Raw genomic sequence first — 14,843 nt, 5'->3', positions numbered from 1 at the left:
GATTTGATTCTCTATGAGAGAAGTTGCCTTTATTAAGCAAAACAAGGAAAAATGGCTCAACTTTGAAAAAGCTATTTTTGGAAAAACCCTAAAAAACCCAGACGAGCTTGCTTCACTTTACATTCATTTGGTAAACGACTTATCTTATGCTCAAACTTACTATCCCAAAAGTAAAACCATAATATACCTTAATAACCTAGCAGCTAAAGCGTTTCAAAAAATCTATAAAACCAAACGCGAGGATACTAATAGGGTCGTTCACTTTTGGAAGAATGAAGTCCCACTAATTGTTTACCAATACAGACGATACGTATTATACTCTTTCATTATTTTCTTCAGTTTTGTAGCCATAGGAGCACTATCTGCAGCTTTTGATGACTCTTTCGTTAGATTAATTCTGGGTGACTATTATGTAAACATGACCCTTGAGAATATTGAAAAAGGGGACCCTGTAGCTGTTTACAAAAAAGGAAGTAACTGGGGAAGTGCCTTTGGAATTACCTTAAACAATCTTTATGTTGGAATAAAGTGCTTCATATTTGGCGTTTTTGGCGGCTTAGGCACAGGGCTTGTTATGCTTTACAATGGTATTATGCTGGGATCTTTTCAATATTTCTTTTATCAAGAAGGGGTTCTTTGGGAAAGTGTTAGAGGGATTTGGATTCATGGTTCTATGGAAATTTTCGCCATAGTCATAGAAGGTGCCGCTGGGTTAATTCTTGGTGCAAGTATATTATTCCCAAAGACATACTCAAGGATGACCTCATTTAAAATAGGGGTTAAAGATGGGGTTAAAATATTAATTAGCACCTTCCCTTTTACCATTGCCGCAGGTATTTTAGAAGGTTATGTTACAAGGTTTTCTAACGTTATGCCCAATTGGCTATCTGTTGGCATTATATTAACTACACTAAGTATAATATCTTACTACTACTTGATTTACCCATTTATTCTAAATAAAAAACTAAAAAAGAAACATGCAGTTATATAGGTCTAGAGGATTTGGTGATTTTTTTCAGGATACTTTTGCCTTCCTAAAACAAAATGGGAAGCATTTTTTTAAGCACTACTTCATCATTAATGGTATTTTCCTTCTATTGCTGCTTGCAATGGGTTACTTCTTCACAAAATTCTATACTGATTTTATTTTTGGTAGCGCATTGAGGAATCAGGATATGTCTGCCATAGATAATTTTATGAATGATAATTTCGGATTGTTCATAGTGCTTTTATTCTTCTTCGTGATTGTCGCTTTAATTGCTGGAACAGTATCGTATGCTTACATGCCCATTTATTTAAAGTTGTACAACGAAAATTCGGGAAAAGGATTTGATACGAAAGATATTATTTCTACTTATAAGAACAACCTTGGTAAGATTGGAGTTTTTGTAATCTGTAGTATCCTTCTCTTTATCCCATTAATTATTGTTTTGGGTATATGCTCTTTTATTTTAATGATTACCATTATAGGAATCTTAGCTATTCCATTGCTATTTGGAGGCTTCATGCTGTTTTACACCATGACGCTTATGGAATATTTAAATGATGAAAAGGGAATCTGGGAGTGTTTTGGATATTCATGGTCTCTAATAACGAGCAAATTTTGGGCTGCTATTGGTAGCGTTGGTATTTTTTATTTAATGAGCTATATAGCACAAAACGTTGTTGGCCTCATACCGTATTTTTTTGGTATGGCAAGTTTATTTTCTTCAACCTACGACGGCGACCAACCCTCTAATGATGAAATTGGTTTAACATTTACCATCATTATGATGTCTGTTTTTTTCATCTCATTTATTTTGGGCGCCATCCTTGGAAACATCGTTCAGTTAAACCAGGGCATCGTTTATTACGGTTTAAAGGAGGGCAAAGAAAACATTAATACCAAAGATGATATCGACCTAATTGGATCTGGTGAGTAAAAGACTGTTATTACATATCGTTTTTCTATGGCTTAGCGTAACTTGTTTTGCACAAAACCAAGAACATCTTGCAATTAATAACGATAGCTTAAAGGTTGATAGGTCAACCAAAATATCACCAAGGCACTTCAGCGATTTAAACGATATTTATATTGAAGAAGAATTTATCTACGAACGAAACGTTGAAAACTCTGGGTGGTGGAGTCGTTTTAAACAATGGCTGAATGACTTTTTCAAAGATTTATTCGATTTACAAAATGAAGGTCAAGCTTCAGAAGCTACAGATATGGCTTTAAAAATAGCTGGTGTTATAATTTTTCTATTAGTTATATTCTTCATCTTTAAGGCCGTTATCAACAAGGAAGGGGCTTGGGTTTTTGGGAAATCTTCCGATAAGAATATCATTCCTGTTACCGATATTGAGACTAATATTCATGCTGTTGATTTTAAAAAACTAATCAAAAAAGCCGAAAGCGAAAACAACTTCCGCTTAGCCATAAGATATTACTACCTATGGCTTTTAAAACTTTTAACGCAAGCCGAGATTATAGAATATGATGTTGAAAAAACCAACAGCGACTACCAAAATGAAATAACTCAAGATAACTTAAAAAAAGAGTTTGCATACACTTCTTACCTGTACAACTATATCTGGTATGGTGAGTTCGATGTAAACCCAAACGAATTTAACAAAGCAAAACATGCTTTTACTAAACTATTAAAAACAGTAGAAGCATGAATAAAACACTAAAAATATATTTAGGGCTTCTGGTATTACTTTTTGCTATTGTAATTGCCATAGATTTCTCTAAACCAAAACCTATAGACTGGTCTAAAACCTACAACGAGTTACATAAAAAACCCTATGGCACATTTATTTTTCATGACCAACTAAAAAACCTATTTCCCAATAGCGACGTAAAGTCTATTAAGACCACACCTTATGAGTATTTTGATGATTTATATAATTGGGAAGACAGCCTATACAACACAAGCGGAACTTATATGCTTATTAAAGGGTTTTCTGAAACAGATGATATTTCTGCTCAAGAACTATTGGACTTTGCATCACATGGTAACGATGTATTCATTGCTTCCAATTATCCACCAAAAATGATTTTAGACAGCCTTTCTGCTAAAATTGAATATGCATATGATTTTATTGGAAGTGCCGAATTTAGTTTGGCAAACCCCTTATTCAAAGAAGACTCTATTAAGGTAGAAAAAGGACTTAGTAACAATTATTTTTCTAAACTCGATTCCTTGTCGACAACTGTTTTGGGATATCAAAAATTCGACGCTGTTAACAAGGTAAACTTCGTAAAGATAGAACATGGTCAGGGCAATATTTATCTGCACCTACAACCCGTAGCTTTCACAAACTATCATCTTCTAAAAAACAACAATAAAAAGTATGCTGCTGCTGTTATGTCTTATTTACAGGATGATGTTATTCATTTTGATTCTCGAAATAAGACCAATACGAATTTGAGCAACTCCCCTTTAAGGTTTATTTTGAGCAAACCGGCCTTAAGAAACGCATGGTGGCTGGCGTTAGTAAGTTTAATTCTTTTCATGATTTTTAATTCTAAAAGACGACAACGAATTGTTAAAGTTATTAAACCACTAGAAAACTCAACAATTGCCTTTACCAAGACCATAGGTAATCTTTACTATGAGACTAAAGACCACAATACTATTATTGAGAAAAAAATAACGTACTTTTTAGAACATTTAAGACGTACATACTATATAAACACTGAATTATTGGATGACAAATTCATAAAAAACTTAAGTCTAAAATCCAATAAAGACAAAAACGATATTAAAGCATTAATTACGCTTATTTTAAATTTAAAGGCTAAAAGTAACTGTACCGAAACAGACTTGCTTGAGCTTAACAGATTAATTGAAGATTTTTATACCAAATAAATTATGGAGCATTTAGAGAACCCACAAGATGACGCTTTAAAGCCTCAAAACGAACAACAAGAATTTGAAGACACACTTGCTGGTGCAAATACAGAAATTGGTGACAATTTAAATTTTAAAACACGTATCGACTTAACCGAACTGCAAGACGGCATAGCGCTTATTAAAACCGAAATAGGAAAGGTGATTGTTGGGCAAAAAGGTATGATTGATTTATTGATTGCTTCCATTCTAGCCAACGGGCATTCCCTAATTGAAGGTGTTCCTGGGGTTGCAAAAACCATATCGGCAAAGCTTTTGGCTAAATCACTAGATATAGGCTTTAGTAGAATTCAGTTTACACCAGATTTAATGCCTAGTGATATCTTGGGTACTTCTGTTTTTAATGTAAAATCTTCAGAATTTGAGTTTAAACAGGGCCCTATATTTTCTAACATGATTCTTATTGATGAAATTAATAGAGCACCAGCAAAAACACAAGCCGCTCTGTTCGAAGTAATGGAAGAACGTCAAATTACTATAGATGGTCATAAATATATTATGGACCTACCTTTCATAGTATTAGCCACACAAAACCCGGTAGAACAAGAGGGAACATATAGACTTCCTGAAGCTCAATTAGACCGATTTTTGTTCAAAATTGATATCGACTATCCAAATGCTGAGGAAGAAATAGAAATAATTAACAGAGAACAAGCATTACAGGGTGGCACTAAGACCGATAAGGTTACCGCTCACCTATCAAAAGATCAAATTGCAAAATTCCAAGGCTTGGTTAATCAAGTCATTATTGAATCCCATTTAGTAAAATATATCGCCGATATTATAGTAAATACCAGAAGCAACCCATTTTTATATCTAGGCGCTTCGCCAAGAGCATCTATCGCTATACTTAAAGCGAGTAAGGCTTTTGCTGCCATGGGAGGACGTGATTTCGTTACGCCAGAAGACATTAAACAAGCCGCTATTCCAGTATTACAGCACAGGGTCATTGTAACTCCAGAACGTGAAATGGAGGGTATTACCACAAAACAAATTATTAAGCAGATTATTGAAGCTGTTGAAATTCCTAGGTAAGCCAAAATGAAGTTAGAATATACACTAGATGAAGACGACTTTATTCAATATCACCTATTTGTTGCTTCCAATTCAGAAAGTATAAAAAAGAGAAGACTCATTATGAGATTTTTAATTCCTTCTATTTACCTAGTCTTCGCATTTTTGGAATATTCAAAGGGGAAAACCACCCTCAGTATTATATTTCTAGTCTTGTCTATAATTTGGTTTATTCTATACCCTATCTATACAAAATATAGGTATAGAAAGCATTATATAAAATCTGTAAATAACAACTATAAGAACAGTTTTTTTAAACCCATAAAATTAGAAGTAACCTCAGACTTAATTATAACCGAAGATTTTACAGGAGAAACAAAAACAAAAATTAGCGAAATAAAATCCTTGACGGAAATCAAAGAGACTTTCTTTTTAAATATTACAACAAATGCCTCTATTATTATTCCCAAAAGAGGTATTAAAAATATAAATCATTTTAAGGAAGAATTTGTCAAACTTGCTATTCCAATAGAAAACAAACTAAACTGGAAATGGAAATAAATTTTTAACTTTTAACTTTTTAACTAATATTAGTGAAACGCCTAAAACCCTTTTACATACAAAACCGATTTTTCTATGCCTGCATTGGCATCATGATTTTGTTTGTAATCAGTTTTATTTTTCCAGTTTGGTTTAACACAGTTAAACTTTTACTTTTGGTTTTAGTGGTACTTACAGCTTTAGACGCTTTAATTCTTTTTAGAGCGAAAAGAGGTATTAAAGGTGTTAGAACATTACCCGAAAAACTCTCAAATGGTGACCAAAACCCTATTCATTTAAGCATAGAGAACTATTACACGTTTCCAGTTTTTATTAGAATTATTGATGAAATCCCAGAACAATTTCAAGTTAGAAACTTTAAAATATACAGAAAGTTAGCACCTAGTAGCGTTAATGAACTGGAATACGAATTAAGACCAACCGAAAGAGGCGAATACCATTTCGGCAAACTCAACATTTACGCAACCTCAGTGTTTGGACTCGTCGCAAGGCGATTCAGTTTTAATGAAGGTGATATGGTGCCAACCTATCCCAGCTTTATCCAGTTACGTAAATACAACTTATTGGCCATTAGCAATAATCTGAACCAATATGGTATTAAAAAGGTGCGTAGGTTGGGACATACCATGGAATTTGAACAAATTAAAGAATATGTACAAGGTGATGATTTAAGAACCATAAACTGGAAAGCAACGGCCAAGAAAAACCAATTAATGGTCAATCAATATCAAGATGAAAAATCCCAGCCAATTTATTCGGTAATCGATAAAGGTCGTGTCATGAAAATGCCTTTTAATGAACTATCTCTTCTAGATTATGCGATTAATGCGTCTTTGGTAATCTCTAATGTAGCACTGAAAAAACAGGATAAAGCTGGCATTTTTTCTTTCTCTAAAAAAGTTGAAAATCGTGTAGTTGCCGAACGGCGTACTTCACAAATGAACTTAATTCTTGAAGCCCTTTATAACGTTAATACCGATTTTTTTGAAAGTGACTACGGAAGATTATACGCAGATATTAAACGAAATATTACGCACCGAAGTTTAATACTACTTTACACCAATTTTGAAACATTAGATGGACTGCACAGGCAACTACCCTATCTTAAAGGTATTGCTAAAAGCCATCTTCTTGTTGTTATATTTTTTAAGAATACCGAACTAAATAGTCTCATAAGGAATAAAGCCGAAACCGTTCAACAAGCCTACGATAAGGTTATCGCTGAAAAATTTGCTTTCGAAAAACGCCTGATAGTCAACGAGCTGAAAAAATATGGTATCTACTCTATACTTACTACCCCAGAGAATTTAACTATAGATACGATAAATAAGTATTTAGAGATAAAAGCAAGAGGCTTATTATAACGCATCTCTTATCATGTCATGAAGACAAAATGAATCAATTCGCTTACTAGGTAAATTATTACGAAACGTTTAACATTTTCGTCCGTTATTTATATAATCTCAAAAACAAAACTATAATAATAAACTATTCCAAAATTAATTTATAATTGACAATCTTTATTATAGTTTTTATCAATTGTTTATATACTTTTATAACCTTAACTAGCAACAATGACAATTACACAATTATACTACGTTTTAGCTGTAGCTGAACACCAAAATTTCACCAAAGCGGCAGAAAAGTGTTTTGTAACCCAACCAACATTGAGTATGCAGATTCAAAAATTAGAAGACCAATTAGATGTCCAGATTTTTGATAGAAGCAAAAAGCCTATTGAATTAACAGAGGTGGGTAAAAAAATTGTAACCCAAGCTAGAAATATCGTAAACGAATCTTATAGAATCCAAGATATTGTAGATCAACAGAAGGGTTTCATTGGAGGCGAATTTAAACTTGGAATCATACCAACCATAATGCCTACACTTTTGCCAATGTTTTTAAAAACATTTATTAAAAAACATCCTAAGGTAAAACTCAAAATAGAAGAGTTAACCACAGAAGAGATTATGGCACGTATTAAAGATGGACATTTAGATGCTGCCATTGCTGCTACGCCTTTAGAAGATGATAACATTAAAGAACGGGTACTTTATTTTGAACCTTTTGTTAGCTATATCCCAAAAAACCACAAACTACACGGACATGGCAAAATAGACGCATCTGATTTAGAAATTGACGACATTTTACTCCTTGAGGATGGCCATTGTTTTAGAGATGGAGTAATAAACCTGTGTAAAGTTTTTAAAAACCATGTAGACGATAAATTTCAATTGGAAAGCGGAAGTATTGAAACCTTGATTAAACTTTCTAATGAAGGTTTAGGTATGACGCTTCTTCCATATTTACACACCATAGATGTAAGAGAAAAAGAAAAAGAAAACCTACATTACTTCAAAGAGCCATCACCAGCAAGAGAAGTCAGCATTATTTACCATAAAAGTGAACTTAAAATGCAGATAATAGAAGCCTTACAAGATGTTATTTCAGGAATTATTAGAGGAGCTATTGCATTTCAAGATGTAAAAATTATAAGTCCGTTACCAAACAAATAAAAGCATAAAAAAAGCGACCTCAGGGTCGCTTTTCTTTTATGGTTTTAAATAAATTAAACATTGATTTAATTCAGGGTTTTGCTGTACTAGAGACATGATATAAATTTTAAGCTCTTCAATCTCGTAGGGCAGTAGTCTGGACACTGCTTTTTGTACTTCTTTGCAAAACAACGTAGCATCAAAACTAACTTTATTAAGTACAGTCTTGGTATACTCTAACATTGCTCTCGCCATATTATATTAAGGTTTTGGTTTTAAATTAAAAAGTAGATTTATTTTATAGGCTTCGATTTAAATATTCTAGAGGTAAATTTAGTGAAATTTACAATCAAAAATCTTATTTGGCCTAAATTTAACATTTAAAATCTGTTATCTCCATCTAGTAAATCCCCTATTCCACCAAGAATACTTCCTTCACCTTTGTTTTTACCTCCGCCTTGCGGTGCCGAGGCCAAGACTCTTCCAGCTAATCTGCTAAAGGGCAAGGATTGTATGTAAACTGTTCCAGGCCCTTGAAGTGTGGCAAAGAACAAACCTTCACCTCCAAAAATGGTATTCTTTATACCACCTACAAACTCGATATCATAATCTACTGTATGGTCAAAACCAACAATACATCCCGTATCGACTTTTAAAGTCTCTCCGGCCATTAATTCCTTTTTAGCCATTGTACCTCCGGCATGCACAAAGGCCATACCATCACCTTCTAATTTCTGCATAATAAACCCTTCACCTCCAAAAAATCCGCGTCCTAATTTTTTCGAGAACTCTATACCTACACTTACGCCTTTGGCTGCACATAAAAATGCATCTTTCTGGCAAACAAACTTCCCTCCGAACTGCGTTAAATCTATGGGAACAATTTTTCCAGGATATGGCGAAGCAAAAGAGACTTTTCTCTTACCAATGATTTCATTGTAAAAAGCAGTCATAAATAGACTCTCCCCAGTTAAGATGCGTTTACCGGCTCCTAAAATCTTGCCTAAGAATCCCGTATCTTTTTGAGAACCATCGCCAAAAATGGTTTCCATTTTAATGCCTTCATCCATCATCATAAAACTTCCTGCCTCTGCAATTACGGCTTCTTGAGGGTCTAGTTCTATTTCTACGTATTGCATCTCTTCACCGTAGATAGTATAATCAATTTCGTGTGCTGTCATTTTTTGTTTTTTGTTTGATTCGTTTATAAGTTGATATGATTAATATTTTGTTACAACGCAAATCCAATTATTTCAATCATCCCAGACAATTTCAAATTCTTCCTTTGATATCTCAAAGTCTAAAAACTCGCTAACATCTAATTGCTGATCTCCTAGCATCCCAAATTCATCCTCTTTATTCTGCTGGTCATATTTTAATATTTTACCATTTTTGTATTTTTCAATTTGCTTAGAAATAAAACCAGATTTCTCAACTTCAAAGAACCAAACTGACTTTCCCCAGTTTCCAAATTCATCTTCCCTATCTTCATCCCAATATCTCTTAAAATACATTGCCATAACTATCTGTTTTTCAATTTCACACTCCACTCAAATCTAAAGATAGAAACGGCAATTCCTTCTTCATTCACCCCAACAGATTCTAACCAAATGGTTTGTCCTTCACCTGTTTCGATAGCCTTATTAAGGATTTTATCAATGAGCTCTCCTTGAGCGCAGGTAAAATTGATTCTTCCCGTGGCTTTTTTGGTGTACTTGGCTTCATTTGAAACCACCAGCATAGAGATGCTTTTTCCAGAGTCCTGAATTTTACCAATCATTATAGCAGCAGTAGAAAGTTCTGCAGCCATACCCTGAACAGCCCAAAACATAGATTTAAATGGATTCTGATTGATCCAACGGTGTTTCACAGAAACCATACACTTTTTTGCATTTAGCTCCTTTACTCTTACTCCGCATAAATAGGCAGCGGGCAGCTTAAACATACTGAAAGTATTTAGTTTACTGGGAGTTAACTTCATATTTAAAACTTTAATTCTTGTCTAATTTATGAAATAAAAAAACAACTTTAAATGTTAAAATTATGTTAATTTTAAGTACTATGCGTAACAAAGTACCTTATTTTAGACATATATTTGCATAAGAAACTATTATATGTTTTTATATCAATCAAAAAAATCATGTTAAATAATCATCAAAAAAACATTGCAACCTTTATTCACTTATCGACCTTTAGTAGGTTTATTATCCCGTTTGGAAACTTTATTGGCCCCATCATTCTTTGGGTAACCAATAAAGATAAATCTGAGTTTGTTGATTATCATGGTAAGCAAGCCATAAACTTTCAGATCAGCATTTTGCTATATGCCGTTATTATAGGCACCTTAACTATTCCGTTTTTTATTTTTAAAGTATTTCACGGTATAGACTTTATAGATTTTCATGGATTCCAGGATTTTCATATTAACTTAGGTAAACCTTCCCCCCTACTTTATATAGGTGGTGCTTTGGGAGCCTTTGCCATTTTAGCTTTTATATTTGAGCTGATATTTATTGTAATCGCGAGCTTAAAGGCCAGAGATGGAGAATATTATAGATATCCGTTAACCATAAATTTTTTAAAGTAATGCCTGATCCGCGTTAGGCAGGCGCCATAAAACAAAAATCAATTTCATCAAAATAATCAATCATCAATCAAATCAATCAAAAAATGAACAGTCTTAAAATATTAAACGAAATGATACTATGAAGATAGAAAACACAAAAGCACAAATGCGTAAAGGAGTTTTGGAGTTCTGCATACTTTCTGTCTTGAAAGATGACGATGCTTACGTTGCAGAAATCTTAAGCACTTTAAAAGACGCCAAGTTGCTAGTAGTTGAAGGAACAATTTACCCGCTACTAACGCGACTAAAAAACGCTGGACTCTTGAATTACAGATGGGAAGAATCAACCTCTGGACCACCAAGAAAATATTATGGTTTAACAGAAACCGGAAAACTTTTTTTACAAGAATTAAATACTACTTGGAGCGAACTACAAAACGCCGTTAACATAGTAACAAGCCAAAAAACAACAAAAAAATGAATAAAACAGTCAACATAAATTTAGCAGGTATCTTTTTCCACATTGATGAAGATGCTTACCTTAAATTACAACGCTATCTTGAGGCTATAAAACGTTCATTTACAGACTCTCAAGGACGCTCTGAAATTATAGCTGATATTGAAGCTAGAATTGCTGAACTTTTTAACGAGCGTGTACAAAACCATAAAGAAGTTATACGTATTAAAGAGGTAGACGAGGTAATTGCCATTATGGGACAACCCGAGGATTACCTAGTTGACGATGAGATATTTGAAGATGAACCTCAAGCATCATCATCTCAAAAAAGAACGCATGCTCCTACAAAAAAACTTTTTAGAGATACCGACAACTCTTATGTTGGTGGTGTATCTTCTGGTCTAGGGCATTACTTTGGCATAGATGCCATTTGGGTACGTTTAGCTTGGGTCATCTTGTTTAGTGCCGCTGGAACAGGTGTGTTACTCTATATCCTTTTATGGATTTTAGTTCCTGAGGCCAAGACGACAGCTGAAAAAATAATGATGACGGGGGAGCCTGTAAACATTAGTAATATTGAAAAAAAAATCAAGGATGGGCTCGACAATGTTACTGAAACCGTTACTGATGTTGCAAAAAATGTGTCCGATACCGTTTCCGGAGCTGCTAAAAGTGCCTCAGAAGCTGCAAAAAATGTAGATTTTAAAAAGCATACTAAAAAGGCAAAATCTTCTTCTAGTGCTTTTTTCGAGACTATAGGTGAGATTTTTATGTTCTTCTTTAAAATATTTGCCAAGCTCATTGGCGTATTATTAATATTTATAGGAGCAATAACTATTATTTCCTTAGCAGTTTCCCTTCTATCGGTTGGTGTTATAGACTTTGTTGACATTCCATGGACAGAGAATGTCTATATGTTTAATTCTGGAGATTCTCCAATATGGTTGGTATCTCTATTCACGTTATTTGCCGTAGGAATACCGTTCTTCTTCCTTTTCTATTTGGGTATAAAAATCTTAATCAACAACTCTAAGTCTATTGGTAACCCTGCGAAATTTACACTTTTGGGTGTTTGGTTAATATCAATTATAGGTCTTACGGTTTTTGGAGTTCGTGAAATTAGCGAGCATAGCCATGACGAGTTTTACACAGAAAAGCATGAACTAAATATTAAAGCTCAAGACACGCTCAAAGTAAAAATGGTAAATAATGATATTATGGATGGGTATTACCGTAATAGAAGAAATTTTAAAATTGCTACTAACGAAAACGGGGAACGAACCATTTATAATTCTGATGTTAGAATTACTGTACGGTCTACAACAGATTCTGTTGGCGCGATTCATATAAGAAAAAGTGCTGATGGAAGCAGTTACGAAATAGCTTCTGAACGTGCCAAGAATATCAATTATGGTTATCGTTTGGTTAATGGCACTTTATTACTTGACACTTTCTTGTCAACTCCAGTTGAAAACAAAACAAGTGACCAGGATGTAACCGCCATTTTATATTTACCTGAAGGCACCATTGTAAACTTTAATAACAATACCAAATCGTTCTTAAATTACTACAAGAACAGAAACAACATTGTTCCTGGAAAACAAACAAATCTATTCCTGAAAATTATTGAAGATGACACCGTTTGCTTGGATTGCCCAACAGAAGATTCTTTTGATGTTGACGTTGATGTTCACGATAACACCTCTGGAATAAAAATCAACGATGAAGGTATACAAATAAAAAGTGAAGTGTTAAGCATTAAAGTAGACAACAATGGTGTTAAAAGCGAAAGCGAAGAAGTACAGGTAGATATAAATTCTGATGGTGTGAAAATCAAAACCAGAGACGATTAACAATTCATCATTAAAAACCGACAATTCATACGCTTAATTTAAAAAAGGACATTTATTTAAAAGACATTTGAAGAAGTAAAAAAACAAAAACATCAAATCACAATCAAAAAACGAATAATCATGACAACTCTAATCAAAATTATTATTGCCGCCATATTAAGCCTTTTCTTAGTATCGTGTAATTTTGACATTAACATTAGCAACGGTGTAAAAGGAAATGGAAACGTAATTACCGAGGAAAGAGATGTTTCTGGAACTTTTAGCACAATTAAAGCTACCGAAGGCTTAAATGTATACTTAACTCAAAGCAATGAGGAAAGTATCGCTGTTGAAGCCGACGAAAACCTGCACGATATCATTCTTACCGAAATTGAAAATGGTGTTTTAAAAATCCATACCAAACAGAGTATTTCAAGATATTCTGCCAAAAAGGTACATGTTAGCTTTAAAGACATTTCTAACATCATTTCCACCAGTGGTAGCGATATACATTCCACCAATACCATTACTGCGGACGAATTAACAATTAAAACAACGAGTGGCAGTGACATGACACTACAAGTAAACACATCTCACTTAAATTGTAAATCAACCAGTGGTAGCGATTTAAAGCTGTCGGGGAAAACCAAAAACCTTGTCGCTGAAGCGACAAGCGGAAGTGATATAAAATCTGGTAATCTGGAGGCCGAAACAAGTAACGTAAGAGCTTCTAGTGGTGCTGACATTACTGTAAATACCTCCAAAGAACTAATCGCAAAAGCCTCTAGCGGCGGGGATATAAAATATTATGGTGATCCAGAAACAGTGAATAAAAGCAACAATGTTTCTGGCAGTATCAAAAAGAGGTAGTAAACAGTAATCTTTTACTCAAAGATTTCCTCGCTATCGGCAAAATATTAATCAACCAAAAAAAGGTCTTCAAGTTTGAAGACCTTTTACTTTTTGTAAATTTATTAATTAATAATAAACCTCTAATAATTTCGCACTGTTCGATTTAATTACCACAGCATCCAAACAAGCGGGTAATAAAATGGTTTCTCCATAATCAAGTGTATAAGTTTCTTCAAGATAGACAACCTCAGCATTACCCTCTACACACATAAAAATTACAAAAGAGTCCAATTTACTATAGTCTTTTTCTACATGCCCTTTTAGCTGAACAATATTCGTCTTAAAGTATGGGGAATGTACTAAGGTATTGAATTTATTGACCTCAAGCTCATAATCTGCTTTGTAGCTTTCTTGGGCTTGAAAATCTAGTACATCTATAGCCAAATCGTTATGCAAATCTCTTTTTTTGCCTGTTTTAGCATCTACTCTGTCATAATCATAAATCCTATAAGTAACATCCGATGTTTGTTGTATCTCAGCCAATAAAACGCCTGCCCCTATCGCATGAACTCTTCCTGTTGGAATATAAAACGTATCGCCAGAACGCACTTTTTCACGATGCATTACTTCTAAAACCGAACTATTTATTAAATGTTCTTGATAATCTTCCTTGGTAATATCATTTTCAAACCCAATAATAAGTTCTGCTTCATCATCAGCCTGCATAACATACCACATTTCGTTTTTACCAAAGGCATTATGCCGTACTTTAGCAATTTCATTACTTGGGTGTACTTGAATTGACAATGGTGTTTTTGCATCAATGAATTTTATCAACAAAGGAAACTCATTGCCAAACTTTTCATAAACACTTTCTCCAACAAAATCTCCTTTGTACTCGGCTATAAGTGCTCTTAGTGTTTTTCCCGACAATGCGCCATTTAAAACCGTAGTTTCATCTCCTTTAACATCGGAAACCTCCCAAGACTCCCCAATATTTTCTTCAAGGTAATCTTTGTTTAGGTGAGTTTTCAACTTCACTCCACCCCATATTCTGTATTTAAAAAGAGGTGAAAATTTTAACGGATATAATGCCATGAACTGAGTTAGTTGAGGTTATTGTGCTAAGATACTTTGTAAAATTAAAAAAGTGATGCAAAACATCACTTT

At 33.8% G+C, this 14,843-nt stretch carries 17 protein-coding genes; 12 read left to right on the top strand and 5 right to left on the bottom strand.

The features are described from left to right. The first annotated feature begins 13 nt into the window (after positions 1-13). The 8 genes from M0214_RS09440 to M0214_RS09405 all read left to right on the top strand — a co-directional run bounded on the left by M0214_RS09440 (position 14) and on the right by M0214_RS09405 (position 7,987). Positions 14-991, top strand: a complete 978-nt coding sequence (locus tag M0214_RS09440) for a stage II sporulation protein M (RefSeq protein ID WP_248722318.1) — start codon at positions 14-16, stop codon at positions 989-991. Further along, the gene (locus M0214_RS09435; protein ID WP_248722317.1) at positions 978-1,922 is read left to right on the top strand and encodes a hypothetical protein; all 945 of its coding nucleotides are present in this window, start codon (positions 978-980) and stop codon (positions 1,920-1,922) included. Before M0214_RS09440 ends, M0214_RS09435 begins: the two co-directional genes overlap by 14 nt. Continuing rightward, positions 1,915-2,661: a DUF4129 domain-containing protein gene (locus M0214_RS09430; protein ID WP_248722316.1), complete on the top strand. Its 747-nt coding sequence runs from the start codon at positions 1,915-1,917 to the stop codon at positions 2,659-2,661. Before M0214_RS09435 ends, M0214_RS09430 begins: the two co-directional genes overlap by 8 nt. Beyond that, complete coding sequence (locus M0214_RS09425) at positions 2,658-3,854, top strand: DUF4350 domain-containing protein (RefSeq protein ID WP_248722315.1); 1,197 nt, start codon at positions 2,658-2,660, stop codon at positions 3,852-3,854. Before M0214_RS09430 ends, M0214_RS09425 begins: the two co-directional genes overlap by 4 nt. Before the next feature lie 3 nt (positions 3,855-3,857). Next, a complete protein-coding gene (locus M0214_RS09420; protein ID WP_248722314.1) occupies positions 3,858-4,931 on the top strand; it encodes a MoxR family ATPase in 1,074 nt (357 codons plus the stop codon). Positions 4,932-4,937: 6 nt separating this feature from the next. Continuing rightward, entirely contained in the window at positions 4,938-5,471 is a 534-nt protein-coding gene (locus tag M0214_RS09415; RefSeq protein WP_248722313.1) for a YcxB family protein, read from the top strand. Between the two features lie 32 nt (positions 5,472-5,503). Further along, positions 5,504-6,835: a DUF58 domain-containing protein gene (locus M0214_RS09410; protein ID WP_371873477.1), complete on the top strand. Its 1,332-nt coding sequence runs from the start codon at positions 5,504-5,506 to the stop codon at positions 6,833-6,835. A gap of 210 nt (positions 6,836-7,045) precedes the next feature. Next, entirely contained in the window at positions 7,046-7,987 is a 942-nt protein-coding gene (locus M0214_RS09405; protein ID WP_248722312.1) for a hydrogen peroxide-inducible genes activator, read from the top strand. Positions 7,988-8,023: 36 nt separating this feature from the next. Here M0214_RS09405 and M0214_RS09400 read toward each other — a convergent pair whose 3' ends face one another. The 4 genes from M0214_RS09400 to M0214_RS09385 all read right to left on the bottom strand — a co-directional run bounded on the left by M0214_RS09400 (position 8,024) and on the right by M0214_RS09385 (position 9,947). Continuing rightward, complete coding sequence (locus M0214_RS09400; protein ID WP_248722311.1) at positions 8,024-8,221, bottom strand: hypothetical protein; 198 nt, start codon at positions 8,219-8,221, stop codon at positions 8,024-8,026. A 125-nt stretch (positions 8,222-8,346) separates the two neighbouring features. Further along, positions 8,347-9,147 carry a TIGR00266 family protein gene (locus M0214_RS09395; RefSeq protein ID WP_248722310.1) on the bottom strand — a complete coding sequence of 267 codons (801 nt, stop codon included), beginning with the start codon at positions 9,145-9,147 and terminating at the stop codon, positions 8,347-8,349. A gap of 72 nt (positions 9,148-9,219) precedes the next feature. Beyond that, positions 9,220-9,486 carry a hypothetical protein gene (locus tag M0214_RS09390; protein ID WP_248722309.1) on the bottom strand — a complete coding sequence of 89 codons (267 nt, stop codon included), beginning with the start codon at positions 9,484-9,486 and terminating at the stop codon, positions 9,220-9,222. Between the two features lie 2 nt (positions 9,487-9,488). Beyond that, positions 9,489-9,947 (bottom strand): DUF4442 domain-containing protein, encoded by a 459-nt coding sequence (locus M0214_RS09385; protein WP_248722308.1) that lies wholly within the window; start codon positions 9,945-9,947, stop codon positions 9,489-9,491. Positions 9,948-10,106: 159 nt separating this feature from the next. Here M0214_RS09385 and M0214_RS09380 point away from each other — a divergent pair, with 159 nt between their 5' ends. The 4 genes from M0214_RS09380 (at position 10,107) to M0214_RS09365 (ending at position 13,691) form a co-directional block, all read left to right on the top strand. Next, positions 10,107-10,553 (top strand): DUF4870 domain-containing protein, encoded by a 447-nt coding sequence (locus M0214_RS09380; protein ID WP_248722307.1) that lies wholly within the window; start codon positions 10,107-10,109, stop codon positions 10,551-10,553. 118 nt (positions 10,554-10,671) lie between these two features. Then, complete coding sequence (locus M0214_RS09375; protein WP_248722306.1) at positions 10,672-11,013, top strand: PadR family transcriptional regulator; 342 nt, start codon at positions 10,672-10,674, stop codon at positions 11,011-11,013. Then, entirely contained in the window at positions 11,010-12,842 is a 1,833-nt protein-coding gene (locus M0214_RS09370; RefSeq protein ID WP_248722305.1) for a PspC domain-containing protein, read from the top strand. Before M0214_RS09375 ends, M0214_RS09370 begins: the two co-directional genes overlap by 4 nt. Positions 12,843-12,962: 120 nt before the next feature. Continuing rightward, positions 12,963-13,691, top strand: a complete 729-nt coding sequence (locus tag M0214_RS09365) for a head GIN domain-containing protein (RefSeq protein WP_248722304.1) — start codon at positions 12,963-12,965, stop codon at positions 13,689-13,691. A gap of 108 nt (positions 13,692-13,799) precedes the next feature. Here the strand turns inward: M0214_RS09365 and M0214_RS09360 are convergent, their stop codons facing one another. Further along, positions 13,800-14,771, bottom strand: coding sequence for a type I phosphomannose isomerase catalytic subunit (locus M0214_RS09360; protein ID WP_248722303.1), 972 nt, complete (start codon positions 14,769-14,771; stop codon positions 13,800-13,802). Between the last annotated feature and the right edge of the window lie 72 nt (positions 14,772-14,843).

This window comes from Seonamhaeicola sp. ML3, from assembly GCF_023273855.1.
GTDB lineage: Bacteria > Bacteroidota > Bacteroidia > Flavobacteriales > Flavobacteriaceae > Seonamhaeicola.
The sequence above is the reverse complement of the archived record's forward strand: the minus strand, read 5'-3'. Positions and strand labels throughout refer to the sequence as shown.